Annotated in this window: 21 protein-coding genes; 4 read left to right on the forward strand and 17 right to left on the reverse strand. The window is 60.3% G+C overall.

Going from position 1 to position 26,674, the window contains the following annotated elements; translation table 11 throughout:
• Window positions 1-37: 37 nt before the first annotated feature.
• From DWZ01_RS08900 to DWZ01_RS08915, 4 genes are all read right to left on the reverse strand, one after another.
• Window positions 38-541, reverse strand: a complete 504-nt coding sequence (locus DWZ01_RS08900; RefSeq protein ID WP_117635575.1) for a PTS sugar transporter subunit IIB — start codon at window positions 539-541, stop codon at window positions 38-40.
• 29 nt (window positions 542-570) lie between these two features.
• A complete protein-coding gene (locus tag DWZ01_RS08905; RefSeq protein ID WP_117635576.1) occupies window positions 571-999 on the reverse strand; it encodes a PTS sugar transporter subunit IIA in 429 nt (142 codons plus the stop codon).
• Between the two features lie 10 nt (window positions 1,000-1,009).
• Window positions 1,010-1,864 carry a class II fructose-bisphosphate aldolase gene (locus tag DWZ01_RS08910; protein WP_117635577.1) on the reverse strand — a complete coding sequence of 285 codons (855 nt, stop codon included), beginning with the start codon at window positions 1,862-1,864 and terminating at the stop codon, window positions 1,010-1,012.
• Window positions 1,865-1,978: 114 nt separating this feature from the next.
• Window positions 1,979-3,181: an MFS transporter gene (locus DWZ01_RS08915; RefSeq protein WP_117635578.1), complete on the reverse strand. Its 1,203-nt coding sequence runs from the start codon at window positions 3,179-3,181 to the stop codon at window positions 1,979-1,981.
• Between the two features lie 300 nt (window positions 3,182-3,481).
• Here DWZ01_RS08915 and DWZ01_RS08920 point away from each other — a divergent pair, with 300 nt between their 5' ends.
• Together DWZ01_RS08920 and DWZ01_RS08925 are read left to right on the forward strand one after the other, a co-directional pair.
• Window positions 3,482-4,345 carry a MurR/RpiR family transcriptional regulator gene (locus DWZ01_RS08920; protein WP_117635579.1) on the forward strand — a complete coding sequence of 288 codons (864 nt, stop codon included), beginning with the start codon at window positions 3,482-3,484 and terminating at the stop codon, window positions 4,343-4,345.
• A gap of 49 nt (window positions 4,346-4,394) precedes the next feature.
• On the forward strand, window positions 4,395-5,222 hold the full coding sequence (locus tag DWZ01_RS08925; RefSeq protein ID WP_117640421.1) for an HAD hydrolase family protein: 828 nt from the start codon (window positions 4,395-4,397) through the stop codon (window positions 5,220-5,222).
• Window positions 5,223-5,274: 52 nt separating this feature from the next.
• Here DWZ01_RS08925 and DWZ01_RS10740 read toward each other — a convergent pair whose 3' ends face one another.
• Entirely contained in the window at window positions 5,275-5,424 is a 150-nt protein-coding gene (locus DWZ01_RS10740; RefSeq protein WP_158549343.1) for a hypothetical protein, read from the reverse strand.
• Between the two features lie 251 nt (window positions 5,425-5,675).
• On the opposite strand from DWZ01_RS10740, the gene rlmKL reads away from it, so the two are divergent.
• On the forward strand, window positions 5,676-8,243 hold the full coding sequence (gene rlmKL, locus DWZ01_RS08930; protein WP_117848696.1) for a bifunctional 23S rRNA (guanine(2069)-N(7))-methyltransferase RlmK/23S rRNA (guanine(2445)-N(2))-methyltransferase RlmL: 2,568 nt from the start codon (window positions 5,676-5,678) through the stop codon (window positions 8,241-8,243).
• Between the two features lie 94 nt (window positions 8,244-8,337).
• Here the strand turns inward: rlmKL and DWZ01_RS08935 are convergent, their stop codons facing one another.
• The 5 genes from DWZ01_RS08935 to DWZ01_RS08955 all read right to left on the reverse strand — a co-directional run bounded on the left by DWZ01_RS08935 (window position 8,338) and on the right by DWZ01_RS08955 (window position 14,107).
• A complete protein-coding gene (locus DWZ01_RS08935; RefSeq protein WP_040359573.1) occupies window positions 8,338-9,051 on the reverse strand; it encodes a response regulator in 714 nt (237 codons plus the stop codon).
• Between the two features lie 4 nt (window positions 9,052-9,055).
• Window positions 9,056-10,681, reverse strand: a complete 1,626-nt coding sequence (locus DWZ01_RS08940; protein WP_117848698.1) for an ATP-binding protein — start codon at window positions 10,679-10,681, stop codon at window positions 9,056-9,058.
• A gap of 111 nt (window positions 10,682-10,792) precedes the next feature.
• Window positions 10,793-10,987: a hypothetical protein gene (locus DWZ01_RS08945; protein ID WP_199412426.1), complete on the reverse strand. Its 195-nt coding sequence runs from the start codon at window positions 10,985-10,987 to the stop codon at window positions 10,793-10,795.
• Window positions 10,988-11,048: 61 nt separating this feature from the next.
• A complete protein-coding gene (locus DWZ01_RS08950; protein WP_117848702.1) occupies window positions 11,049-13,076 on the reverse strand; it encodes a KUP/HAK/KT family potassium transporter in 2,028 nt (675 codons plus the stop codon).
• A 158-nt stretch (window positions 13,077-13,234) separates the two neighbouring features.
• Window positions 13,235-14,107 carry a nitroreductase family protein gene (locus DWZ01_RS08955; RefSeq protein ID WP_117848704.1) on the reverse strand — a complete coding sequence of 291 codons (873 nt, stop codon included), beginning with the start codon at window positions 14,105-14,107 and terminating at the stop codon, window positions 13,235-13,237.
• Window positions 14,108-14,320: 213 nt separating this feature from the next.
• Between DWZ01_RS08955 and DWZ01_RS08960 the strand changes: the two genes are divergently transcribed.
• Complete coding sequence (locus tag DWZ01_RS08960; RefSeq protein WP_117848706.1) at window positions 14,321-16,621, forward strand: LTA synthase family protein; 2,301 nt, start codon at window positions 14,321-14,323, stop codon at window positions 16,619-16,621.
• 301 nt (window positions 16,622-16,922) lie between these two features.
• Here DWZ01_RS08960 and DWZ01_RS08965 read toward each other — a convergent pair whose 3' ends face one another.
• The 7 genes from DWZ01_RS08965 to DWZ01_RS08995 all read right to left on the reverse strand — a co-directional run bounded on the left by DWZ01_RS08965 (window position 16,923) and on the right by DWZ01_RS08995 (window position 26,620).
• Entirely contained in the window at window positions 16,923-17,621 is a 699-nt protein-coding gene (locus DWZ01_RS08965) for a hypothetical protein (RefSeq protein ID WP_117848708.1), read from the reverse strand.
• A 2-nt stretch (window positions 17,622-17,623) separates the two neighbouring features.
• Window positions 17,624-18,193, reverse strand: a complete 570-nt coding sequence (locus DWZ01_RS08970; protein ID WP_117655348.1) for a hypothetical protein — start codon at window positions 18,191-18,193, stop codon at window positions 17,624-17,626.
• Window position 18,194: 1 nt separating this feature from the next.
• Window positions 18,195-23,669: a hypothetical protein gene (locus DWZ01_RS08975; protein WP_117848710.1), complete on the reverse strand. Its 5,475-nt coding sequence runs from the start codon at window positions 23,667-23,669 to the stop codon at window positions 18,195-18,197.
• 3 nt (window positions 23,670-23,672) lie between these two features.
• Window positions 23,673-24,320, reverse strand: coding sequence for a hypothetical protein (locus tag DWZ01_RS08980; protein WP_117848713.1), 648 nt, complete (start codon window positions 24,318-24,320; stop codon window positions 23,673-23,675).
• 96 nt (window positions 24,321-24,416) lie between these two features.
• Entirely contained in the window at window positions 24,417-25,103 is a 687-nt protein-coding gene (locus DWZ01_RS08985) for a hypothetical protein (protein ID WP_117655345.1), read from the reverse strand.
• Between the two features lie 70 nt (window positions 25,104-25,173).
• Window positions 25,174-25,731, reverse strand: coding sequence for a signal peptidase I (locus DWZ01_RS08990; RefSeq protein WP_158557021.1), 558 nt, complete (start codon window positions 25,729-25,731; stop codon window positions 25,174-25,176).
• Window positions 25,732-26,035: 304 nt separating this feature from the next.
• Window positions 26,036-26,620, reverse strand: a complete 585-nt coding sequence (locus DWZ01_RS08995) for a transposase (RefSeq protein ID WP_233506202.1) — start codon at window positions 26,618-26,620, stop codon at window positions 26,036-26,038.
• Window positions 26,621-26,674: the final 54 nt, after the last annotated feature.

Raw genomic sequence — 26,674 nt, forward strand, 5'->3', positions numbered from 1 at the left:
TTTCTTTCATTTCATTTGGCCGCCTGGCCAAATCCCCTTATTTCCCCGCCGCCTCGATCAGACTCTTGAGAGGAGTCTTGGGATTGGACGGGATAAGCTGATGGAAAACCGGAATACCCTGCTCGCAAAGCTCCTTCGCGGCCTCGAGCTCATCCGGGTTGAGCATGATCGTGGAGTTGAGGGCGACCTTGCTATCCGGATCGGACTTGTCGAAGCGGCCGACGTTGGCAACGTTCACGCCCTCAATCTTGCCCGGCGCGCCCTTAACGAGCTCAAGCACGTCACGCACGCAGTTGGTGAGCGCGAAGATGCGCATGGAGTCCGCGCGCGGATCGTTCGCGATGCGGCAGGCATCCGGAACGTCCTTGACGAGGAGTTTCTGGCCCGCCGGCGTACCCATGGAAAGCGTCATGCGAAGGGCGTCGCTCTCCACGGCGTGCTTGTTGGCGACGATGATCCTGGTGGTGTTGAGCTCCTTGGTCCACACCAGGGCGACCTGTCCGTGAATCAGACGGTCATCGACTCGAACCTGAACAATCATTGCTTCCTCTCTCTACTTGTTAGTACTCTCTAATCAAAGAAGTCTCCCTCGGACTCCTCGTTGTCCGCGGCCTTGCTCGGAGGCTCGACGACCTGCATCGTCGCCCTCGCCAGCTCGACGCTCTGCTTGATCGAATCTGCCGTGACCGGCTCGGCGCCGAGGAGCGTCTCGATCACGAGGCCGAGGTTCATACCGGTGACGTGGACGATCCCGCGCTTCTCCGGCTCCATAAGGACGACCTTCTGGAAGACGGAACCACCGTAGATGTCGGTGAAGATGATGGCCTCGTCCTCAGGGCCCACCGAGTCAATAAAGGCCTGGATGCGAGGGGTGAAATCGGAGTCGTCCACGTAGCAGTCAACTGCCTCCACCATGTCCGCCATGCCGGTCAGGATTCCGATCGAGCTCCTGATTCCGCTTGCGAGGTGGCCGTGCGACGCGACAAGAACTTTCTTCATCGAGTCTCTCCTAGAGCGAATAGTGGTTGGGGTTCAGAAGCTGGATCTTGCTGACGACGAACGCGCGCATGTCGGGGGCGGCGTCCATCAGGAGGCCTATGCCGTTGCCGTCGTTCTTACCGGAGTTGATGTCCTTCTCGAAGGCGCGGTACATGGAACGGAAGTACTCCGTGGCGATGTTGAACTTACTCATGCCGAGGTTCACGGCCTCCTGGAGCTGCTCGTCGGGGATGTCGGAGCATCCGTGCATGACGAGGGGGACGCTGACGGCCTCCCTGCAGGCCTTGATGCGCTCCATGTCGAGGTTCGGGACCTTGACATAGGGGCCGTGGGCATTGCCGACGGCGATGGCGAGCGAGCCGCAACCGGTGCCCTCGACAAACTCCTCGGCGAGGTTCGGGTCGGTGTAGTGGTCGCTGTTCACGAAGTCGTTGGCGTCAGAGCCGTTGCCGACATGGCCGAGCTCGGCCTCGATGTCGACGTCGAAGATCTTGGCGACCTGGACGACGTCCTTCGTGAGCTGGAAGTTCTCCTCATAGGGAAGTGAGGAGCCGTCGACCATGACGGATGGGAAGCCGGCCTTGACGCCCTTGACGGCGATCTCGTAACCAGCGGAGTGATCCTGGTGGACGGCGACGGGCACGCTCGCGCGCTCGGCGTAATAGCGGGCGGCGAAGGCGATGATGTCGAGGGCGCAGTGGTCCTCGAAGCCAGGCCAGTACTGGATGATGATGGGCATGTGCTCATCCTCGGCGGCCTGGATCGCATAACGGATGGTCTCCGTATTGATGACGTTAATCGCGGGCACGCCATAGTGGTGCTCGGTCGCATGTTGAAGAAGCTCGTTGACCTTGATGAGTGACATCTTTGTCTTCCTTTCACCTGAATAATCATTGGATCGGACAGTTCTCAGCTCGTCAGCTGGTTGAACACGAAGCGAAGCGCGAGGCAGGCAGGCGCTTGCGAGGCGCGGTGGAGCCTATGCGGCCGCCTGGCCCTCAGGCTGCGGCGCCGCGCTTCGACGCCATAGCACGTACGCCACAAGAGCAGCGACTGCAGCAATCGTTGAAGCGAGGGCGAAGGCCAGGAAACCCGCGTGCGTGCCGAGCGCATCGCACGCCCAACCGCCAAACAGGTTCGCAACCACGACGGACAGACCGCTCTGGACCATCGCGAAGGCGCTCTGACCTCGAGCGCGACAATCCTCGTAAGTGTGGTTGGCAATGTAGGTAACGCAGGAGTAGTAGACGGTCATGTAACTCACGCTCTGCAGCAGCTGGCCGCAGACCATGACCGGGACGATGCCGGTGCCCACAAGCACGAGCCTGAGCGCCGCCATGAAGCAGGAAAAGATCAGGAGGTTCATCTCGCCGAAGCGCCTGACCAGCTTGGAGGAAACGAGCAGGATGGGGATCTCGCTCGCAGCGGAGACCGCACTCAGGACGCCCACGAGGTTCTGACCCTCGCCAAGCTCGACCGCGTAGCGGCCCAAGAACGCCCCGATGAAGCCAATCGCGGCCGAACTGATGAAGGCGAAGACCAAGACGAAGGCGATCTCATTGCTGGTGAACAGCGAGAGGAGGCCCTTTCCGTGGGAGACCTTGGGATCGTCCGCGGCATTGGCGCGAATTCCCGCCTCGGGGAGGCGCCACATGTGAGCCGCGAAGACCACCAGCGCGGCGGAGACCACCGTGAACTGGATTTGAGGAGCCATGTCGAGCAGCCGACCGACGATCAGGACGACGATGGCATAGCCGATAGTGCCACCCATGCGAATGCGAGAAAAGTCCAGGCCAGAGCGATCCGCGAGCTCGATGACGAGGGAGTCGCTCAGGGGCAGGAGCCCCGAGAAAAACGCCGAGAATGCAAAGGTTACGAGAAGGACCGGGACGAACGTCGACGCCAGGTAATACAGCGGAGCGAGTACCGCCGCCGCAAGGCAGAGGGCCACGATGACCGCGCGGCGGCGCCCGAGCTTGTCGGCGATCGTCGACCAGAGCGGCTGGATGGCGAGCGCACACACCGGGGTCGCCGCGAGGAGAATGCCGGTCTGGGCCGCGCTGAGGCCGAGGCTCGTGTAGTGAGCGGAGAGAAACGGCGAGTACACACCCGCGCAGACCCAGTAGAGTACGTTCGCGAAGAACAGCGAAGTCATGCTTGCGTTTGTCTTGGCGTTGTGCATCGTGCTTCTCCCTTCTTGCTCGCCGGGTGCCTGTCTGGGCTTCGAAGTGATTCACCATCTAGCGTGAAACGGAGTTGCGAGGCGTTGAAACAATGTTCTGTTGTTTCAACGTTTTCGTGCCGTTGTTTCACGGCTCATAAGATAGCAGCTCAAGCTGAGATTGCGCCGAGGAAGTACCGATTTACCGTGAACGGTAGGAAATCAGCGGTGAAACGCTATTTCACCGCTGATGAAACATTTTGCTTATTTTTCACCTCTCTTGACCTAAGATACAAAGCAAGCTAGGACCAAGGAGTAACCATGGATAAGACAGGGGATGTGCTCAGCCACATCTGCGCGGTCATGAGCAGCCTATCCCCCTCGGAGAAGGCAATCGCAACGTATGTGCTCGACCACCCGTCGGATGTCGCAACGATGACCGTCCGCGAACTCGCCGCAGAAACCGGTACGTCACCGGCGTCTGTTTCGAGATTCGCAAGGACGCTTGACTACCGAACCTATTCGGACATGCGTCTGGCGCTCGGCATATCCATCAGCAGGGCATCCGGCGAAGAAAAGGCCACGGACGGCAGGATTACTCTGGACGACGTCGAGGGCTCCATCAAGTACGTCCTGTCTCACAAGGTCAAGGAGCTCTCCCAAACCGCCTCGCTCATTGACTCCGATGACTTTTCGGCAGTCGTCAATCTGCTCCACAACGCCAACCTCGTCCTGATCGCGGGCGTCGGCAACTCGATTAACATGGGCGTAAACGCGGCGTTCAAGCTCTCGCAGGTTGGAGTCAGAGCGTTTTGCCCCAGTACCACCGAAGCCATGGTCTCCGTCGCAACCAGCCTCAAGGAGAATGACGTTCTGCTCGTCATTTCGACGTCCGGATACTCGAAGCGCCTCGTCAACATATTCGACTCTGCCGAGGATTCGAACACCCCCATCATCATGATCACAGACAACCCGGATACGCCGCTCGCGAAGCGTGCCACGCATATCATCCGAGCCATCTCGCGAGATCAGGCCATCACCGGAACCGAGATCGCCTTCTCGCACAGCTCGATCAACTTCGTCATCGAGCTGCTGTTCCTCTTCCTGACCTCTTGCTGGGATGACCCGGTAGAGTTTAACAGGATCATCTCGAAGAATCTCATGGGAGACAAGCAATACAGCTAGGACGACGCACGCCGGCGCACCGATGCCCAGACCGAAACGGAAGGACCCCTTGATAAAGCTCATCCTCGCAGACATGGATGGGACCCTGTTGCCGTTTGGCTCAAGGGTCGTATCGGAGCGCACGCACAGCGCGATTCTTTCGGCGCTCGATGCGGGCATCGCGTTCGGCCCCGCAAGCGGGCGCGACTACGCCGACCTGGCCGATGCCTTTGACGGCGACGCGCGCTGTTTCTCGACCGGCATCATGGCCAACGGAAAGAAGGTCTTCTCCAGCGGCGAACTCGTGTTCAAAAAGACGCTCTCGACGGAGGCCCTCGTCAAGCTCGATAGCGCTGTACGCCCCTACGCGGGGACGTCACTCTGGCTAGTCGCCGATGTCGATGAGACAGGCAAGCGCTGCGAGCAGTTCCTCTGCGCCGTCGAGCCTGGCGACGAATTCGCCCTGGAAGTCGTTAAGGACTCCGGAAGAGACATGGCGCTCGGAGACGTGCCCACGAACCGTGACGTCATAACCGCCGGCATCTTCGTCAACGTCAGCTCCGCCCCGACGGAAGTCGTTCGGAGTCGATGCAAGGAAGCCTGCCCAGAACTTGATTTCCCCTCGCCCGTCCCATTCTTCCTCGATGTTGTTCCGGCTGGCTGGAGCAAGGTAAACGGACTCGACGCGCTTCTCGGCAGCCTTGGGGTCACGCTGGACGAGGTCGCTTTTATCGGAGACTCGGAAAACGACGTGACGCTCCTCGAAAAGGTGCCGAACTCCTACGCAGTCGCGGGCGCGATGCCAGAGGCGAAGGCCGCGGCCCATCACCTGATCGGGAACGCAGCCGAGGACTCCGTCGCGAAGCTCATCGAACAGATTGTCCAGCAGCGAGGCTAGGGTTCCGCCAGCGTGGCATGCGCCGCGTGCCTCGTCATCCGTTCGTGGCGCGCTACCTCGTGACGATCCAGAGCGTGGCCATCGTCGCGACGCCGATGCCTACGATGAGCGCGGCCCACAGGACGCGGACCACGGGGTTCATGTCGCCCGTCACCACCATGTCGTTCGCGTGCCAGAACCAGCTCTCGTTTCCCTTGCGCATGATGCACTCCCTTAGCCTCGATTACGCCATCTATGGCCGAGCAATCGCAGGTCACGTGCCATAGATTTACCCTACGCCCAGCTTTCAGTTCTGTAAGGCGGCGGGAGCCTGTGCGAGGCCCCGAGTCCTGAGGCCGTTGCAATGAAAATGGGAATCAAGGGGCACGCATCAATCATATGGGTTCCTTTCGAGGGCGATGGCAAACGAAGCATCCATCATATAATGGAGCGACGCAACCAGAGAGGTCACCCATGGAATTTTATGCAAGCTGCCCCGAGGGCTTTGAATCCGCACTCGCCGACGAGCTCAAGTGGCTCGGGCTTTCGCATGTCCGCCGCCTGAAGGGCCGCGCTACGTTTGAGGGCGAGCTCGAAGAAGGCTACCGCGCCTGTCTGTGGTCGCGCCTGGCCAGCCGAGTGTTTGTGGTACTTGGGCGCTTTGAGGCGCAGGATGCCGATGCGTTGTACGACGGCGTTTACGACATTGCCTGGGAAAACATCGTCCGCCCCGGCGCCACCATTGCCATCACTGCCCGTGGTGTGACCGAGCAGCTGCGCAACACGCGCTTCTCGGCCCTGCGCGCCAAGGACGCATTGTGCGATCGCCTGGCCGAGACCACGGGCCGTCGCGCCGATGTCGATGCTGCCGACCCCGATGTCCACCTGCTGCTTTCGCTACGCCAGCGCCGTGCGAGCATAAGCCTGGACCTTTCGGGCGACCCGCTGTTCAAGCGCCTGCCGCCCGCCGCGACTCGAGCCGGCGAGGGCGCGCACGTGCTGCGCCCCGACTACGCCGCCCTGGTGTTGGCGCAGGTCGGCTGGACCGCGCTGTGCGAGCGCGAGCTGACGGCCGACGACTACGAAAACGAGGCCCTACCTACGCTGATCGACGCCTCGTGCGCCGGCGGCGGCCTGCTGCTGGAGGCCGTGAACATTCTGACCGACCGCGCCCCGAGCGCCGCACGCGAGCGCTGGGGCTTTGAGGGCTGGCAGCTGCACGACGCCACTCTGTGGGAGCAGCTGCTCGCCGAGGCACGCGAGCGCGAGGCGGCGGCGCGCGAGCGCCAGGCGCGCATCGTTGCCGTAGACATCGACCCCGCCGCCCGCAAAACCGCCGAGTGCATGGTCAAGTGCGCCGGCTACAAGCGCTTTGTCGATTTTTGCGGCGCAAAATCTGCCACCGTACTGGACCACGCGGGCGCCGTCGCCGGTGCCGCCCTCGTCGCGGATACGACCGAGACACCGCTGTCGCTTATGCATGACGCCATGACGCTGGTCGGCGAGCTGCGTCGCGCGCCCGAGCTTACCGCCGCGCCGGTCGCCGCCCTCACCCGCGACGGCCTTATGGCCCGCGCGCTCCATGCCGAGCCCGCGCGCTCCATTGCCGTCATGCCCAACAACGAAGAGGCGACTATCGAGGTTTGGCCCTCGCTCGACCACGCCGCCGCAGCGTTTGAGGCTGCGACCAGCGCGGATGCCGAGGCCGAGGTTGCGGATGCCAACGAAGTCAACGATGAGGCCGCAGCTTCTGCCATGCCCGAGCCCGCTGCCACGCTCGACCTGGGCGACGGCAAGCCGCTGCCCGTGCTCATCCCCGAGTCCGAGCAGTTCGCCAACCGCCTGCGCAAGAACGCACGCCTGCGCCGCAAGTGGGCCAAACGCGAGGGCGTAAGCTGCTACCGCGTCTACGATGCCGACCTGCCCGACTACTCCGCCGCCATCGACCTGTACGAGGGCTGTCCGCAGACGCCGGGCCGCTGGCTCGTCATCGCCGAATACGCCGCGCCCAAGTCCATCGACCCCGCACTGGCCCAAGCCCGTATGCTCGATATTCTGGCCATCGCGCCGCGCATCCTGGATGTCCCAGCCGAGCACGTGCACGCCAAGGCCCGCATGCGCTCGCGCGGCGGCTCGCAGTACGGCAAGCAGGGCGCCGGCAAGGGTGGCTCGGGCGAGCGCGCCAACATCGCACGCCGTCGTCTGCCGCTCATCGAAGAGGGCGGCCTTACCTTTGCCGTCAACTTTGACGACTACCTGGACGTCGGCATCTTCCTGAACCACCGCGTCACCCGCAACTTGGTGCGCGAACACGCCAAGCAGGCGCGCCGCTTCCTCAACCTGTTTGCCTACACCGGCACTGCAACCTGCTACGCGGCCGACGGCGGCGTCGAGGAGACCGTGACGGTCGACCTCTCCAACACCTATCTGGACTGGGCCGAGCGCAACATGCGCCAGAACGGCTTTGTGGGGCCTCAGCATCATTTTGTGCGCGACGACGTGCTCGCCTGGATTCGCGACCAGCGCCAGACGCGCAACCGCTGGGACCTGATCTTTGTCGACCCGCCCACGTTTTCGAACTCGTCCAAGATGGGCCGACGCACCTGGGATGTCCAGCGTGACCATGTTGAGCTTTTGGCCGGCGTGTCGCGCCTGCTCGCGCAGGGCGGCCATGCCATCTTTAGCTGCAACCTGCGCGGCTTCCGCCCCGAAACGCGCAAGCTCGCCCGCGCGGGCGTGGTATTAGAGGACATTACGGCGCAGACCATCCCCGAGGACTTCGCGCGCAACCAGAAGGTGCACCACTGCTACATCGTGCGCCGCCTGCCCATCGAGGACGCCATGGCAGAAGTCGGCTTTAGCGCCGAGGAAATTGCCGAGCGCGTCGAGGAGCTGCGCAACCCCGAGGCCCGCAAGTCCCGTGCAGCAGTGCCCACGCACGCGCAGGCCGGCCACGGCAAGTCCAACTTTGCCGGCAAACCCTCCCCTGCCGGCAAGTCCAAAAAGAAGAAGTTCTACGCCAGCAAGCCCAAGGGCAAATAACAAAGTTGCGGTGGAATACGGACTGTTTTGCCTGGAATTAGGCAAATTTAGACCGTATTTCACCGCAACTCATATTGGGATGGCGGTTGGCGATCTAGCCTTGGGTGACCAATCGGTAACCAATACCCACGTGCGTCTGGATATAGCGCGGATGCGCGGGGTCGGACTCGATCTTCTTACGCAACGTGCCCATAAAGACACGCAGGCTCGCCAGGTCGCTCTTGGTCGCCGTGCCCCAAATCTCGTGCAGGATAAACTGGTGCGTCAGTACCTTGTCGGCGTTATGCGCCAGCAGGCACAGGAGCTTATACTCGATCGGCGTCAGATGCAGTTCCTCGCCATCCATCGTGGCGATGCCGGCATCAAAATCGATATGCAGCTCACCGGTATCGAACGAGCCCTCGGAGACAACGCCGCCCGTCTGCGCATACGAAAGGCGCCTGAGCGTCGTGCGAATGCGCGCGAGCAGCTCCTCGACCGAAAACGGCTTAGTCAGGTAGTCATCGGCGCCGGCATCGAGTGCGCGGATCTTGTCCGCATCCTCGCTGCGCGCCGAGACCACGATAATCGGCATGCCCGACCATGCACGCACCGACTCCACCACCTTGACGCCGTCCATATCGGGCAGGCCCAGATCGAGCAGCACAATGCTCGGCGCCTGCGACGAGGCGGCGGCGATGGCGGCATGGGCGGTCTCCACGGCCATATGACGTAAGCCGTGCGCCTCGAGCGCGGCAACGATAAGGTTGCGAACGGCGGGGTCGTCCTCAACGACCAAGATGAGCGGTTTTACGGCAGAGTTCGGCACAGCGCTACTCCTTATCAAACGAAACGTCGGCGGCGGGAAGTTCAATCGTAAAGACCGAACCGTGCGGGTCCGCCGCGGCAACCTCTATGCTACCGCCATGTGCCAACGCAATGGAACGGCAGAGCGAAAGACCCAGGCCAACGCTGCGGTGGCTGTCGGCCAGACCATGGTTGGCGGTATAGAACGACTCGAAGATCCGCTCGCGATCCTCGGGTGCGATGCCCGGACCATCATCGGCCACCGAGCACGCCACGCGTCCTTCGTCGACGCTAATCGAAATCATGATATGCGAGCCCACGGGCGTATAGGTGATGGCGTTGTTCACCAGATTCACCACCAGCTGCACCATCAGACGCGCATCGACGTTGACGAGCGCCGGCTCGTCGCACGGCACCACCTTAAGATCGTGCTCGTGCACGGCCGGGCTCACATGGCGCAGCGCTTCTTCGACGATATCGTCCATGAGCTCCAGCGTGGTCGACAGGCGCATACCGCCACCCTCGAGCTTGGTGATGGCGAGCAGATTCTCGACGGTGGCGTTGAGCCACAGCGCATCCGAGCGAATGGATAGAAGCAGGCCGCGGCGCGTCTGGGCATCGAGCACCGCGGTGCCGGTCGAGCCCTGGTCGAGCAGCACGTCGGCATTACCCGAAATACTGGTAAGCGGCGTGCGCAGATCATGCGAGATGGAGCGCAGCAGGTTGGCGCGCAGCTGTTCGTTTTTGGCGAGCACCGCCGCTTCCTCGCGGGCCTCCATGGCGCGGGCGCGGTCGAGCGCCAGCTCGCCTTCGCTCACGATGGCATCGGCAAGCGTCCGCTCCTCATGCGTCAGCACGTCGGGCTCGGCAACGATAGCCAGCACGCCCACCACCGAGGCGGGGTCGCCCGAGCGCACGAAGCCGTCGCCCGTGCGAACCGTCAGGTAGATGCCATAAAACGCCGAGCCGCCATAGGTGGCATCGAGCGGCGTTCCCACATAGGCGGACGCCGAGAGCCGCGGTGGCATCTGCGGCGCCAGTTCATGCACCGGCGCGGCATCGCCCACGGCCGTGTATGTCGCACGCGGCAGCAGGTCATCGCCCTCGGCGTCGGCGCTGTACCACACGACCGGGCAACCCGAAAGACGCGCCAGCTGCGTTGCCATGGCATGGACAATCTGCTGCTGATCGGCGCACCGCTGCAGCATGCGGTTGGTCTCGAGCACCATATGCGTGCGGCGGTCGCTGGCAGCAGCCTGTGCCAAGGCACGGCGCAGGGCCAACGCAATCGAGCTCGACACGAGCGAGACCACAAACATGATGAAGAACATGCCGGGATAGACGCGGTCGATAAGCGACAGCGAGTAGCGCGGATCGACAAACAAGAAGTTGTAGAGCGCCACGGCGGCAGCCGAGCTCAGCAAGCAATACAGGCGACTCCAGGTAAAGAATGCGCACAGCTGAACGGCGAACACATAGACGATCATGATGCTCGGCGCGAGACCCGGATGGTCGAGCAGCGCACCCACAATCGTCGCCGCGACCAACAGCCCCACCGATACGCAAGCGTCATACAGAGGAGTGCGGCGCGTCAGCGTTGTGCGCCGCCACCAAAAGCTATCGGCAATATCGCCGTCCGTACGGACGTCCATCAGCGCCCCGCCCCTCTCTCAAAAACAAAAACCACCACAAAGGGACAGGCACCTTTGTGGTGGTTTCCCTTGTGGTGGTTCCAAGTGTATAGCCTTTGCAGCCGGCGGTCGCTAGACAAACAGCACGTGCGCGAGCAGGGCGCACACGCACACCGCGACAAGCAGCGTCACCACGATCGAGATCACGCGGTCGGCCATGTCCATGTTGGCACGGTTCGTCAAAAACCGATCTTCGGCGGCGTCGGCGCGTGCCTCACGTACCAGCTCGGCAACCACCTCGCGGCCATCAAGCATCTTTGCATCCATGTTTGCCTCCCCGGTCTCAATCTTGTCCATCGAAAACCAACTCCGTGCAACCTGTCGGCGCCTACGGCCGCTCGTTGGGAGCCAGGCGCTGCATCTTGTTCACGGCCTTGAACTTGGTGAACAGCGGCACGTACTCAAAGCTCACGTTGGAGTTCTCCAGGCCGTACCAACGCGCGGGCGTGCCGGCGGCACGGCGGATGATGTACTTGAGCGTGATGGCCGTACGCTCGCTCGGCTCCACGTCGCTTTCGGGCGCCAAAAGCTTACGGATCAGGACGAACTTGAACGTGCCGATGTTACCCGGGTCCTTGTAGACCGAGTAATCATGCGTCTGCGCCGGCAGCTCGCCAGTGGCAGCCAGGTCCTGAACAACCTGACGCAGGTAGGCATTGACGCGCTGGTTGATCTTGTAGCCCAGGTACAGATGCACGCGGAACACGTAGTCGGTGCCGAACGTCTCGACCGAATAGGCAAAGGTGTGCGGTTCGTCCATGGTCTCGACATTCACAAACCACCAGGCGCGGGCGCGCTTGGGATGCTTGTCCAGAATCGAGTAGACGATATCACGGTCGATATAGTCGGTATGGGTGTCCTTGGTCAGGTACACGATGTTGTCGCTCAGACGTTCGTAGCGATCGTCATCGCGCAGGCGCTTGAGCTGCGGCAGGTAGCTGCGCAGCGGCAGCAGCGTAAACTGGCGCTGCTCAACAGCCGTACCGTTGTACCAGCACACCATGATACCCATGATGAGCGCGGCCATGAGGATGGTGAAATAGCCGCCGTGGAAGAACTTGGTGAGCGAGCTCACGAAGAAGAAGCCTTCGAGCAAAAGGAAGAAGGCCGCGAAGATCCACGGCGCGACCTTGAGCTTGCGCTCCTCGTGCAAGTAGAAGAAGAGCAGCAGCGTGGTGCACATCATAGTCAACGTAATGGCAAGGCCGTAGGCGGCTTCCATATGCGCCGAGTTCTGGAACAGCAGCACCACGATGACGCAACCCACGAGCATGACGTTGTTGACCATGGGGATGTAGAGCTGGCCCTTGGTCTCGGCAGGGTAGAAGACCTGCATGTGCGGCATAAGGTCCAGGCGGCTGGCCTCGGACACCAGCGAGAATGCGCCGGTGATGAGCGCCTGCGAGGCGATGATGGCGGCGACGGTGGAAAGGCCGACGGCAAAGGGACGCAGGCCCGGGGTGAGCATCTGGTAGAAGGGGTTGAGGTCGGCGATGCCCATGAGCTCGGGGTTGGCAGCGTTGTTGATAAGCCACGCGCCCTGACCCATGTAGGACAGCAGCAGGCAGCACTTAACGAACGGCCAGGTGGCGTAGATGTTGCCGCGGCCCACATGGCCCATGTCGGAATAGAGCGCCTCGGCACCGGTGGTGGCGAGGAAGCAGCTGCCCAGAATCATGATGCCCGCATGGTTGTTGGGGCTCAGCAGAAAGCCGATGCCGCGCAGCGGGTTGAGGCACAGCAGCACCGCGGGATGCTGGAAGACAAAGAATAGGCCCGTACCGCCCAGGAACAAAAACCACAGCGTCATGATGGGGCCAAAGGCGTGACCGATCTTGGCCGTGCCGATGCGTTGCACCAAGAAGAGCGCAATGATAATGGCGAGCGTAATCGCGACAACGCGACCCTGGTCGTCACCGAGCACGGCGTGGACCGCCGGGATGGTGCGCAGGCCCTCGATGGCCGTGGTAACGGTAACGGCCGGCGTCAGGATGCCGTCGGCGAGCAATGCGGCGCCGCCCAGCATGGCGGGGATGATGAGCCACTTGCCACAGCGCTTAACCAAGCTGTACAGGGCAAAGATGCCACCCTCGCCATGGTTGTCGGCGCGCAGCGAGATCAGCACGTACTTGACGGTCGTCAGCAGCGTGACCGTCCACACGACAAGGGAGAGCGCGCCAAGCACGAACTCCTCCGTCACACTTCCGATGCCGCCGTTGCCGGCAACGAGCGCCTTGGTTACATACATAGGGCTGGTGCCGATATCGCCGTACACCACGCCCAGCGTGACGAGCATCGCCGAGATGCTCACAGGAATCGCAGCGTGCGAGGCTGCCTCCTTGGCCTTTTGTTCCATAAGCCGGTTTCCTCCCAACTTTAATGTTCGAAGGGATTATAGGCAATCGGCCCATGTTTTAATGCACTGTTTTCCCAGCTAGATAAAGATTTATACAGTCTTTAGGCTACCGCGGCGATATGGAATGTGACAAAGGGACTGCCCCCTTGTCACATTCGTCATTTTCCAAGCCAGTTTTTGAACCACCATTCCATGGATCGGCTCATCTCGGCCATAAAGGGACTCGTGTGCTTGCGGGTATAGATGTCCACGACGCGCTCCCCCACCTCGCGGGCGTGCGGGCGGAACATCGCATCCATCTCGGCCACCTGCGCGTCCATAGTCGCGGCATCGGCGCGGCAGTAGCGCTCCTCGTGCACCAGGTTCACCACGGGATGCGCAATGGCCGGACGCTCCTTACGGGGCGTGCCGATAATAAGCATCGACAGCGGCATGGTATAGGGCGGCAGTTCGAGCAGCTCGGCGACTTCCTCGGCATTCTCGACGATATCACCGATGTAGCAGCTCCCCAGGCCCAGGGCCTCGGCGGCAACCACGGCGTTTTGCGCGGCGATCACGGCGTCCTGGGCCGCGATGGCAAAGTCGCCCAAACCCGGTGCACGGCGAGGTGCCTTACCTGTGCGCTCGACAAACTCGGGCTCAAAGCAGCCCACGTGCTCAAACAGATCGATCCACTTGGCATAATCGACCACAAATATGAGTGCCCAGGGCGCCTTGGCGATCATGGGCTGGTGGTCGCACAGGTCGGCCAGACGGTCCAGCGTAGCCTGCTCGCGAATGCTCACAATGGAATACATCATCATGGCGCCCGCCGACGGCGCGCGACTCGCCGCATGCAAAATCGCCGCCCGCTGCTCGTCAGTCACCGCTACGGGACGGTCGTTGTCATCGCGCGCAAAAGCGCGCGTGGACGAACGATGCTCCAAAATGTCCAGCACCGCGTTGCCCGTAGTCTCGACCGGATAGCCGTACGCATCCACGACCGCAGCTCCGTCGCCGCCCATGTCCGCCTTGCAAACCTGCTCGCTCATCGCCCTACCCTCGCCATTTCTTTAAGAAGCCTTTACGTTTCCGTGTAATTCCCGTCCATTATCGCGCAGGTGGGCGCTCCATTGCGCCACACTGCCATACGCGCGCGTTATTATGGCTGGTTGTTGTACGCGGCCGTCAAATGCTGCGCATATCTTGGTAACAATCGGGTAAATCCCCGCTTTCGTAGGTTTTAGTTTGTGAGGAGTCTCAGCATGTTCGCTGCCGCCATCTCGCTCGTCGGTCTTGCGGCGACCGTCTACCTTGTCTTGCGCGAGGCCAAGGCCATTCGCGCTCAGTCGGGCACCGTTGCCAAAAGCGCTCTTGGGTGGAGCGTCGCCTTTGGCCTGTTCCAGCTCTTTTTGACCATTTGGGGCGCCATTGGCCTCGTCGCTCAAAACGAGCCGCTCGCCTTTGTGATGCTCATCCTGACCAACGCCATTCTCACCGGCTGCGCCTGGGCCAGCATCGCCCGCGACCGCATCGCGCCGCGCGTCTTTGCGTTCGCTGCTACCGATGCCCCCGCCCCCACCGGCAAGCTCGCCCGCCTGCGCGGCGCCTTTGTGGGCAAACCGCTCGTCGCCGCGGTCTTATGCCTGCTGCTCGCCGGCGTCTTTGCGCTGCTGGGCATGGAGGTCTCGTCCAACCACGACTTTACCTGGGTCTACCCCCTGTGCATCCTGCTCGAATGGGCCATTATCACCGTGCTCATGACCGGCTTGTTCTTCCTATTCCAGCGCCACGGCGCAGCTCCCGCGGTCCTGGCCTTTGCCCTCTTTGTCCTGGGCATTGCCGAGTTCTTCGTCATCACGTTTAAATCCATGCCCATCCAGCCGGGCGACCTTTCGGCCATCTCCACCGCCGCCGCGGTCGCCGGCACCGGCTACACCTTCTCCATCTCGCTGTTCTGCGTGCTGTCCATGGGCTTTACCGCCATCGCCATGCTGCTGTGCGAGTACGCCGGCCTGGTCGCGCCGCATCGCCAGAAGGGCGCCACCAACGCCAAGCGCATGCTGCTCACCAACCTGCTCGTCGCCGTGCTGTGCCTGGGCGGCGTGACCGCGCACGTCACGCTTATCGACTACTACAACACCCTCGGCATCACCGTCTACACCTGGCGCCCGCTCGAGAGCTACTGGCGCGAGGGCTACCTGCCCGCCTTTATTAGTGCGGCACAGTCCATTAAGCCGCCCAAACCCGCCGACTACTCCGTCGACGATGCCAAGGCCACGCTCAAAAAGTACGCCAAGGCCTACGACAAGTCCGACGCGGCCAAGAGCGACGAGCGCGCCGCCGCAAAGGAGCAATTCGACAGCGAGAAGCCCACGGTCATCGCCATCATGAACGAGACCTTCTCGGACCTGTCCATCTACCAGAACATGCGCGCCGGCTACGAGGGCCCGCAGTACTTTAAGAACCTGTCCAACTGTCTCAGCCGCGGCAAGCTCTATGTGAGCGCCTACGGCGGCGGCACGGCCAATACCGAGTTTGAGTTTATGACCGGCAACTCCATGGCCAACCTGGGTTCGGGCGTGTACCCCTACACCATCTACAACATGGAGACGACCGGGAACCTGGCAGAGCAGTTCAAATCGCTCGGCTATTCCACCACGGCCATGCACCCCAACCACGCCACCAACTGGAACCGCGAGAACGTCTATAAGGACTTTGGCTTTGACCAGTTCCTGTCCATCAACGATTTCCAGGGCGCCGATACCCTGCGCGGCATGGTGACCGACCAGGCTACCTACGACAAGATTCTGGAGCTGCTCGACCAGAACGCCGACCCGCAGTTCATCTTCGATGTGACCATGCAGAACCACTCGGGCTACGATACGGGTCTGGTGCCGGTCGATAAGCAAATGCACCTGAACATCGACACGACCGATCTGGATGCCAAGACCGTCGAGGACGGCACGCTGTCCGATGTCGACGAGTATGTCTCGTGCATCGAGCAGTCCGACCAGGCGCTGCGTTACTTCCTCAACGCCCTGAGCAAGCTCGATCGCAAGGTTGTCGTGGTGTTCTGGGGCGACCATCAGCCGTTCTTCCCGTCCAAGTTCAACGATAAGTGGTTTACCGGCGAGGACGACGCCACGCATCAGGAGCGCTTGTGGCAGACCGACTACATCATCTGGGCTAACTACGACGTTGCCGGTTGCAACCAGACGAGTGAGGTCGACGACCTGTCCACCAACTATCTGTCCACCCAGCTGATGCAGCTGATCGGCGCACCGCTGACCGACTACCAGAAGGCGCACATGACGCTGCGCGAGTCGCTGCCCGCCATCAACTCGGTGGGCTACGAGGACGCCAGCCTGCGCTGGGCGCTCTCCTCCAACGTCACCGGTGACGACGCCGCTGCCGCAGCCGCCACCAAGGCGCGCGAGGATTACGCCAAGATGCAGTACTACGAGATGTTCCGCGACGGCAAGAACGTCTACACCGAGCACTTCCAGACCGAGGCCAACGAGACCGACCCCAACCTGGCGCCGGGTACGACCAAGATCAAGTAGCGACACGTCTTAACTGGTTCGTCTGCCCGGCGGCGCGAAACGTAAGGTTCCCTGCTCGGACAGTCCTGCTCGCACGGAGAGCACATTAAGTGCTCTCCGGCTCGTGCGGAACTCGCGATGAACCTTACATTCCGCGTCGCCGGGCAGACGCCTCGGTGTTGAAGCGCGGCTTGTCATGGGGGCATCCGCTGAACATATATAAGACGAAGGCCACGTCATGTGGCCTTCGTCTTGCGCAGGACTGTAGAGCAGGGAACTTCGTGCCCGCCGCCCGGGAGGGCGTTGCGTTTAGAAGATGGACCTAGCGCTTGTTCCTCCGGGACAAAAGAAGCGCGGCTATAAAAGCGATGATGGCAAGCGCCAGCAACACCAAAAGCAAAGCGAGCGTGTTGTCGCCCGTTGCCGCCAGACCAAGCAAGCCGGGCTTCTTGCTGCCAGCAGGTTGTACGGGGATCTTCTCGCCATCGTCTTCGGCGGTGATTTCCCAGCGAATTGCCTTGTTTGCGTCGGCAAGCTCGTTGCCCACCGACGTCGGGACACTTAGTTGCAAATTGAGTACCGTGCTGCCATCGCTCGTAAACGTTGCTACCTGCGTGGGATAGGCAAACACGCTGCCCGGCGTTCCCGTCTGGAGCCAACCGGCAGACGCATCGGCCGCCGACGCCGTTAGGGTAATGGGCGACAGCAGATGTGCCGTCTCGTGATCGACAACGGCCCGCACAAACACACGTACCTGGGACTTTACACCCGTGGCACGAACCCCAATCTGTTGCTCGCGTACATCGCCGGGCATTAGATCTTTAAAGGCTGGAAACAGATCGGGCTCCCCCGAGGAGTCCGTCGCTCCCGATACCGTTAGCTGGCGTGCATTTCCGTCATAGGCAATCGTGGGAATGTCAGCAAACGCACGTGCAGGAACGGCGAGCGCGATAAGGCAGACGATTGCCGCCATCACGCAATGCAAGAAACACGCAACGTCTTTACGAATCGGAGAGGCCATACTTACGCACCTCCATGCGGCGGCACCAGCACGCCATCCTTGACTGCACAGCCCCATGCCTCTGCAGCTGCATCGCCGGGCGTGGATTGAATTGCCTGGGTCGAAATGTCAACGACCAGGTTCTTCCCATCTGCCTTCTGCTCAGTCACGCTCTTGATGAGCACATCGGTTTTGCCCATCGGAGCAACGGGAGACGTCCAGTAGTAGTACCCGTCGGACGCGACAACCCAAGACGAGGCGGTGTTAGAAGCAGATGCCTTGGACACACTGCCCCACGCAATGACGTAGTCGGTGCCGGCAACTGGTTCATCCCACAGGCGCGCGCCATTCTGGTCCTGCCAGTAGATATCCACCGCAACACGCAGGTATGCCGGGGCCGAGCCGTTGTTTGTAATCATGACGTTGCTCTTCACATTGCCATCGAGCTTCTCATCTACCGAGGGCGCCACCGAACCAAAACCAAACTCGTTGACCAGCACGCCCGTAACCGAAAGCCACGCAAAGGTACCGGCAGCGCCAGCCAACAGGAGAACGCCAACAAGGAGGGCGACGATTTGCTTGCGCTTAGTCATCCTAGTCCTCCTTCTTCAGCGTGCCGTTTTTCCAAACATTCTTGGCACGCGAGCCACCATCGACCCATTTGTCATTCGCGCGCGTGTTGACGCACGTCACCACGGTGTCGCCCGCACTCGAGGCAGACGAGATGATGAGCTCGGCAGATTTGCCGGGCGCCTTGCCCGGCGTACTCAGTTCACCCTCGTAGCGCCATGCCCAAGCCGTGTCTTCCTCGACGGTATAGGTGCCCGCCGGAGCAGCAAATTGCACGCTGCCGACATACCAGACCTCACCGTTTTCGTCGCGCTGCTCGCTAACTTTCACCTCGACCATGCGCGTCTCGGCAGGAGAACCCTCCGACGCCTTTCGCGTTACCTTAAAGCGGAACGTTTGCCCCATTGCGCTGGCGTCGGTAGTCTTTTTAACGATCGTCAGCGCATGATTCTGGGTAAATTTGAACACGGCATTACCGGGACCTTGCTCGCCTTCGCCTGTCTTCTTGGACTCCAGACGGTTGGCCAGGTCAAACGAACCATTACCCGAACCCAGACTGTAGAGCGAGACAAACTTGCCGTTCACAGGCTTTTCCGCCGCAGAAACGCCCTCTGCACCAGGGCCGTAGCTTGCCTGCGTTATCGTAACGGTCAGTTGTGTTCCCATAAACGGCTCGGCAAAGCAGACCTTAAACGGCGCCTGGTCGGCACCGTCATCGACGGTGTTGGCGGCGGCGGGATCGAGCAGCCATTTAAGCTGCGCGGTCATGGTTACGGGTTTCGCGGGATCAGACGTATCGTTGGCAACCACGCGATACGTCACGGGATACAGGTCCATGTCGCCCTTGACTGGCTCGCCCTTGAACTCATCCCAAGACTTTGCAGTGCCATCGGCACCCACATATCGCCACTCCAAGAAGAGCTCGCGCTTATCGCCATTGGCAGCAGCCTGTTCATCGAGCAGCGCGACGATCTTGGAGTGGGCGTCCGGATCGTACGCCACGGATTTTTGCTCCATCACAGGATTGCCGCTCTCGTCCATTTTGGGAACATCGACCGTGTAGACAAAGCCAGGCTTACCGTCCTGCGCGCGCTCGTCGCCCGAGTCGACCGTCGCCGTAAAGATGACCGCCCCGTCGACGCTGTGATAGCGCACCTTATACGGCGTGACCTTGTACACCGCGGTATACGTCGCGCCCTTAAAGGGTTCACTACCCTCGAGGGGATACTTATCGTCTTCGGTCAACAGGGTGTATTTGCCATCGGGTTCATAGTCGCGCGACCAGCCGACAAAGTCGTACTTGGTGCCGTCAATGCCGACAACCTCAGCTGTAGCTCTTACTTCCAGCGAAATTTGATCGCCAGAGTCGGTGCGCGAAAGAGAACGCACGGAATCGGGGTTATCCAGATTGGCATCGATATTCGATTGGACAATTACCGCGCTGGCACGGTAGACCGGGTACAGCTCCATGGGCGACTTGACCACGGTGTTTTTATTCACCATGGAAACGCCGTCCGACCAAACGACATAACCGCTGCCAGCTACCGGCTTAGTTTCCGTCCAGCCCACGAAGGCATTGTATGCGTTCGTCGCAGCATCGATGTCGCCAACGTTATACGTTGGCAGCGGGATGCCGTCTTTAAGGCTGCCGAGAGAATCGCCCTGCTGGGCTACCTTACCGTCCACATCCCTGGCATTGAGATGGTACACAACCGCCAACGGCGAATAGTACGCCACAAATGTATAGGTCCCGCCGGGCTCCACCTGATAGGAATATGAGTTACCGTCGGCAGAATCGAGCTCCTTGACCTCACCATTCGGAAGTTCGACCTCGACCTTATTTAGCTTATATAACTCGCCGCCGGACTTGTATACCGTCGTTTCGATATCAGGGGTCACCGTTGCCGTGGCAGGATCGGTGTCCACATTGAGATTAGGGGTGATGTCATACCTAGGAACATTCACCTCGGAAGTACCCTCAAAACCGGAACGATGCAGGTTGGTGGTGTAGGTAACGTCGTACTTCGCGTACACGGGATAGGCATCCTGCCACTTGGTGACCTTGGACGCGTCGGTCGCCAGATACGGCGCCGCCTTATCCGGATCGGTCGTCACATAGGGGTCGCCGGTGACGTCATAGATATAGTCCCAGACGGCAGAATCCCTCTGGACCTCGGCGGTCGAAATCCAGCCCAGGAACTTATAGCCCGGCACGGCCATGTCGGCATCGGTCGGAGAGGCTTCGAGTGTCAGACTGGGATTGACGTCACCATCCTTTCCGTCGTAGGGCCTTGTATTAACCGTCCTATTCTTATAGAGATGCGGATAGCAATACAGGAACGTCGGATCTTTACCTTCCGCCGTTTTCTGCTGAAGCAAGTTGCTTTCATAGCGTCGAGTAGCAGCCTGCTTTACGTTGCCATCCTTGTCATAGAAGTTGACGTCCGTGGTCACCATGGCGCGGACATAATATTGCTCTGTCGTTAAAACAGCACTCGAAAAAGGATTCTCTATATACGTCCAAGAACCGTCGTCGGGTCTTTCGAGCGTCCAAAAACTGAAGTGGTACCTATCATGTGCGGGGGAAAATTGAACTTTAATACTTGACGCTTTCCACTCATCACTCAGTTTACCGGCTCCTGGAAAATCAGTGTCGGCAATCATATCCTTGATAGTATTTGCGCCAGTGTCGTTACGCACATTATGTGAGTAGGCGTTAATAGGCGCAACGATTCGCGTCGCATCAGAGAGAACCGTAGTGCACTTATCCGCTGGATTCTTATCATCGTGTAACACGTGAGCGGAATCATCCGTACCAGCACCCCAATGGACAATGTTTTCACGAACATATGTCGCGCCAACGTTTTCCTCAAAGGGCGACTTGTACTTATTCCAAACCGAGCAGAGGAGCTTGCTGTCCGTTAGACCGCTATTTGTGAATGCCCGGATGTAGTAATCCACGCGGTACTCAAAGCGTGCGGTATAGGTATGCGGAACGGTCAGGTCCACGTTGCCGGGAAGCTTGTAGCTCGGATCGCGGCTCACGCGAACATCAACCGGGGATCCATCGGCAGCCTGCTTGTCTTCATACCAACCCAGGAAACGATAGCCGTCGGGCAGCTGGCCCTCCTCGGATATAGCTTTACCGGATACGTCGAGCACCTGTACGGTATACGCGCTTGTGCCATCTTCTGCAGTCTCAACCTTAACGTCAGTTTTGCCTACACCGTCGCGCCGAGTCTGATCGTCGGTTGCATCCTGCTCATTGCCCTCAAACACCGTCATGATGTTCGACACATAGTCGGTGTACACCGGATAAAAATCGGTAGGGCCAAGCACAGTGATCTCGGTGCCGGCAGGATAGAACGCACCGGCGTTTTTTAGCTCGGCAAGCTCAGGCGAGGTAATGGCCGCATAGCCGTCATGCATCCCTTCCTCGCCGCTCGGCTTCGTCGTCCAACCAATAAAGGTGGCGCTGGCAGATAGAGCGCCGCGGTCCACAGGAGCAGCCGGCGTTAGACCGACACCATAGCGATACCAATCCGTCGACTTGTCATGCGCAGCGCCGCTCTGCCACGCGAGTGTCTCGCCCTTGACGTTATAGAACAGCACCTGTGCCTCGTACGAAGCAATAAACAGGTCGTTGCCCTTAAAGGCCTCGGCCCCCTTCGCGTTATCGGCGGTATAGGTCGACGTCTTCTCGTGCACTTCATTCTTCTGGACCTGCTTGTCAGCAGCGACAGCAGCAGCATCGGTCTTGCCGTCAAACCAGCTGTTGTCTTGTCCAATTCGATTCACACGCACCCCGGGCTCGCGGAACCAGCCCATAAAGCGGTAGCCGTCGTTCGCCTCGCTCAGCCCCTCAGGCTTTGCGGAGGTATCCTGCCTAAACGTCACCGACGTATCGCCCTGGGCCAAGCCCTGGGCCGTTCCCGCCAGCACGGCGCTCACGGCAAAGGCGTACGGATCCGAAGTCGCTTGATCAATACCGAGTTTGGTTGCCGTAATTGTCGCGGTACCCGCACCGGGAAAATCGATCGTCGCCTTAACGCTCTGGCCATGCACGGGGATATTCAGCTTGTAATCCATCGCCCACTCATTGGTGTGCTGGCCACCCAGGGCATCGTCGTTGGCGGTCGAGCGCATGGTGCCGGCACAGAAGTCGTAGTCGTGCTCTTCCCACAGCTCGCGCGTGGTGTAGCGCTCGTCATCCCACGGACCATAGCCATCACCCTTAGTGGTGCCGTCGCCACCAAACGAGGGGATTTTCTTTTTGGCAGGGTTGCCCTGGCTGCTGCCGTTTAGGCTCACGCTCGGCTTAAAGTAGCATTCGGTAACCGTGGCGTCACCCTTGTTGGCGCGCGCAGCAATACCGCCCAGGTTCACATCGTTTTGAATGATGGGGATCACGGCGATGGGATTATACTGACGCGAGCTCAAGTCACCCGCAAAATGGCTTCGGACGAGCTCGTTGCCCTTTTCGGTTAGAATACGACCCGCCAAGCCACCCGTCCACGCGCGCGTCACGGCGACGACGCCCACGTACGACGCGGCATAGCTGTAGCACTGCGCCGTCGAGAAGCAGTCGATAATCTTGGCGTCACCCGCCATACAGCCCACAAAGCCCGAGGCGTACACGTTGTTGCCGCCCAGGGCGCCAACGGCCACATCGTACTTATTGGTGACGTCGGTCATGCCCTTCGCGGCAATCGAGCCGTCCTTGTTGCGCGTAGGCGTAACGCGGCAGTACTCAATCGTCGAATTTGTAACGTAGCCGGCAAACGCCGCCATATACAGACCCTCACCGCCGAGCGCCTGCACGCCCGAGGTCGTATTGTTGACGGCACGGCCACCACGGACCTCGCAGTTATAAAGGGTGCAGCCGTCGAGCTCGCCGGCGATGAGACCGCCCTCAAAGCCTGCGTTGGTAATGAGGTTGAGAGCATTGTTGGCGCAGGTCACGTGCAGCGTGCTCTCCATGACCATAACGTTTTCGAAACGCGTATTGACGGCCTTGCCCACGATAATGCCACCGCGGAAGTCCGCCCACACGTTGGCGTCCTTGACCAGGAAGTTTTTGATGGTGGCACCGTTGGTCTCGGCAAAAAATCCCGTATCGCGCTCGGGGTCAAAAGCGTCTTTATCGTAGTTCAGGCCCTCAACGGTGTGGTTTTGACCATCGAACACGCCCTTAAACGGATGCTCCTTGTTGCCAAACGACAGATGCTTAACGGTGTGCGAGACAATGGTCTTCATGTCGTCATCATTAAGCACGATATCGTTATCGAGATAAACGTGCCAGCCGGACGTATCGCGCTCGCGCGACAGCGCCACATACGTCAAAAAGTCAGCCTCGTTTTTGATGTGGAATTCGGTTTTGGCCTCGGGCACATCCTCGGCATGCACCACCGTTGGCAGCGCCATAACGCAGCAAAGGGCAATCGCTGCGACGGCAACCAGCCTGCTAAGCATACCCCGGTTCATATTCTTGATCTTCATAGGCTAGTTCGCCTCCGGCCAACCCACAACGTCAAGTACGTCGAGGGCGGTATCGCTTGCCTGCTGGTTTTTGGCCTGCACGGCCTGAACATCGATATCGAGCCTGAATGAGCCGCCGCGCGCGGCATCGTGGTAGTCGCCCACAAAGCGCAGCGAGTCCATGAGGCTTTCCGTCATGGCGCCGGGGTCGAGCGTGCTGCCACGCCCGGCCAATCCGCGGTAGTAGTACCACCCATCGCCGCCATCGATCCACGGGGACCCCTCGCCCGCGTTCACATGAAACGCAACGCTGCCCGAAGCATCCGCGCTCGAACCGTCGGGCGCCACCGACGTCATGCGCAGACGCGCGCGAACGTACTCAGGCTGCGTGCCAGCGTTCTCCACGCGCACAATGCGGCTGATGTCAGAACCCCCGGCCTTGGTGTCGGGATAGTCCCCGTGCTCGTTGGGCTCAAACGGAATCTCCTCGCCCTGCTCGTTGAGGGTGTATTCGCAGACTCGTACCTTCACGCTGCCAAACGATAGAACGTTGTTCGCCGGAACCATATCAACGGTAAAAGCCAGCGTGCCGCACAGGCACGCCAGGGCCAACAGCGCCATCGCAGCAAGCGCCAAGGTGCGTTTCTGATTGTCGGAAAGATTGTTGAGCATTACGTTCGCCAATCGTCGATAAAAAGGGGACCGAGATCCCGGCCCGAAAATGGGGATGGGGAGCGGGCCGGGATCTCGGTAGAGGGGGTGGGATTACTACAGGTCCTTAGCCCAATTCTTGGCAGCAGCCAAAGCAGACGCAGACGAACCCTCAGCGGTATTGTCTGCCGCGTAAATGAAGCAGTTGACATCCATCGTGGCAGAATTGGCGAAATCCTTTTGCTCGGTGTCCTTGGGCGTAGTCACCTGGCTGAACAGCTCGCCAGTCCACTTATCCTCATTCTTGCTGGCAATAAGCGGGGTAGCCTCGGTTCCTTCGCCAACATAAACGAAAAGGCCACCGAGATAATGAGTCGGCTCGCCCTCAACGGCGGTCGCATCAACGGCCTTCCAGCCAGAGTTAATGGTGAAGTAAGTCGTCTTGGAATGATCGGCCCCGGCAGACGCCGTCTTGTTGTTCACGAAGACGTACACATATGCATCCTCGGATCCCTTGCCGATACCGACATTAGGATTCTTGGGTACAGACACGCCAGGGGCGAGCTTAGAGTCCTTAACCCATTTGGTCTCGGTCAGGTTGCCGTTGACCTTATTGTTATCATCCGGAAGCGGCTGATTCGGATGGTCGGGATCGGTAGTGGGCTTGTTGATGCCCGCAGTGGTGAAGTTGTTGGTCAGGCTCGACTGCGCCGTCAGCCAGGCGTAGGTACCCACGCCGGCAGCCAGCACCAACAGCAGCAGGGCGGCAATGATGCCGTAGCGCTTTTTCTTCTTGTTTTCCATCGTTCTCTTCCTTTCGAGAATCGTCTTCCCCGGCAACGGCCCCTACCGCCGCCGACGTTTTTCCCTGCCGCTATGAACGCCGCTCCCTCGCATGCACGCGGGTATGCTTGCCCGCAGGCTCGTCGGGAACCATCCGATCGAGCACTATCGACGCCGTGATCAGCAGCGCCAGAACGGCCACCACAACAAGCAAACCGGGCATCGTCGTGCAATATGCGTTAACGAAGCCCAGGTAAGGGACACAAAAAGAAACGACACCGATCACGCGTGAAAAAGGCGTCTGCTCGGCGTCGTGCATGATGGTTCCATCTGCATTTTTGTTTGCGATTCCCTGCGTGCTAATCGTCTGCGCCACAGGGTCGATCTCGTACACCTGATGCGTCACCACGGCACCGTCCGATCGGTAAAAGGTTGCATTGTCGCCCACGGCAATATCCGCTGGCTCAACTTGGCGAACAAACACCATGGAGCCAACGGGAAGCTCGGGTTCCATAGAGCCAGAAAGAACAGCAAAGGGCGTGTATCCAAATGCGCGAGGCACAAAAGAAACAACGGCAAGGGCTATGACAAGCGCGAACGCCAAGCTACTCAAAAGTGCAATAAATCGTTTGAGTCTACGCGCAGCCAAAGTGATAATTCATCCCCCTTGAGGCCCTATTCGACCCATCCAAAGGTCAGCAAGTTTCAACAGGAACCGCAAGGCGCTTGAAAAGTGAGTTCGAAATAAGCCAATTTGGAATCTTTTCCTAATAAAAACATAGCGATGTGCTACACATTTTTCAATGTTTTGTCGTTAAATGCTACTTATTTTGGCGTAAGTGGTCATTTATCCCCAAATTGGTCTGTTTTATCCAATATCTGTGACTAACCCCGGTGGCGCGCGCAGACGTGGTGTAAGAGCGTCCCGAGGTCCGTCGCTGCAAGTCCCGATATTACTCCTTCTTGAGACCGCGCCTCTCGACTATCTCGTCCACTATCTCCCTGGCGCGCCGCCCGAGCGCGCGGCGCCTCCCCTCTGTCGGGGCCGGCCTGTCCGCGGGCTCGGCGAAGCCCTCGGCGGCCGAGGCCTCGGAGAACACGCGCTGCTGGGACCACTGTCCCTCGGTCTCCATGAGGCTCGCGCACGTCAGGCGCAGCATCGACTCCCTCGAGGGGAAGGACTGCACGACCCTGTAGCGGCGCTTGATCTCGCGGTTGGCGCGCTCCTGGACGTTGTTGGTGCGGAGCTTGGCCCAGTGCGCCCTGGGGAAGGCCGTGAACGCCAGCGCGGAGTCCTCGGCCTGCTCGAAGACCTCGCCGGCCCTGGCGGACACCGACGCCACCCAGGGCGCCGCCTCGGCCCACACGCAGCGCGCGAGGTCGGGGTCGTCCTGGTAGACCGCGGCATGCACGAGGTCCCTGACGGCCGCCTTGGAGTCCTCGGGCCTGCCCGAGCAGGCGCTCTGGAGGTTGCGCTGCAGGTGCGTCACGCAGCGCTGCCAGGCGCAGCCCTGGAACAGGCGCGAGACGGCGGCCACGTGTTAGCGCTAATCTAAAATTAACCACTTTCGCAAACGCATCTCGCCGAATGC

This window comes from Collinsella sp. AF28-5AC (genome assembly GCF_003457875.1).
Classification (GTDB): domain Bacteria; phylum Actinomycetota; class Coriobacteriia; order Coriobacteriales; family Coriobacteriaceae; genus Collinsella.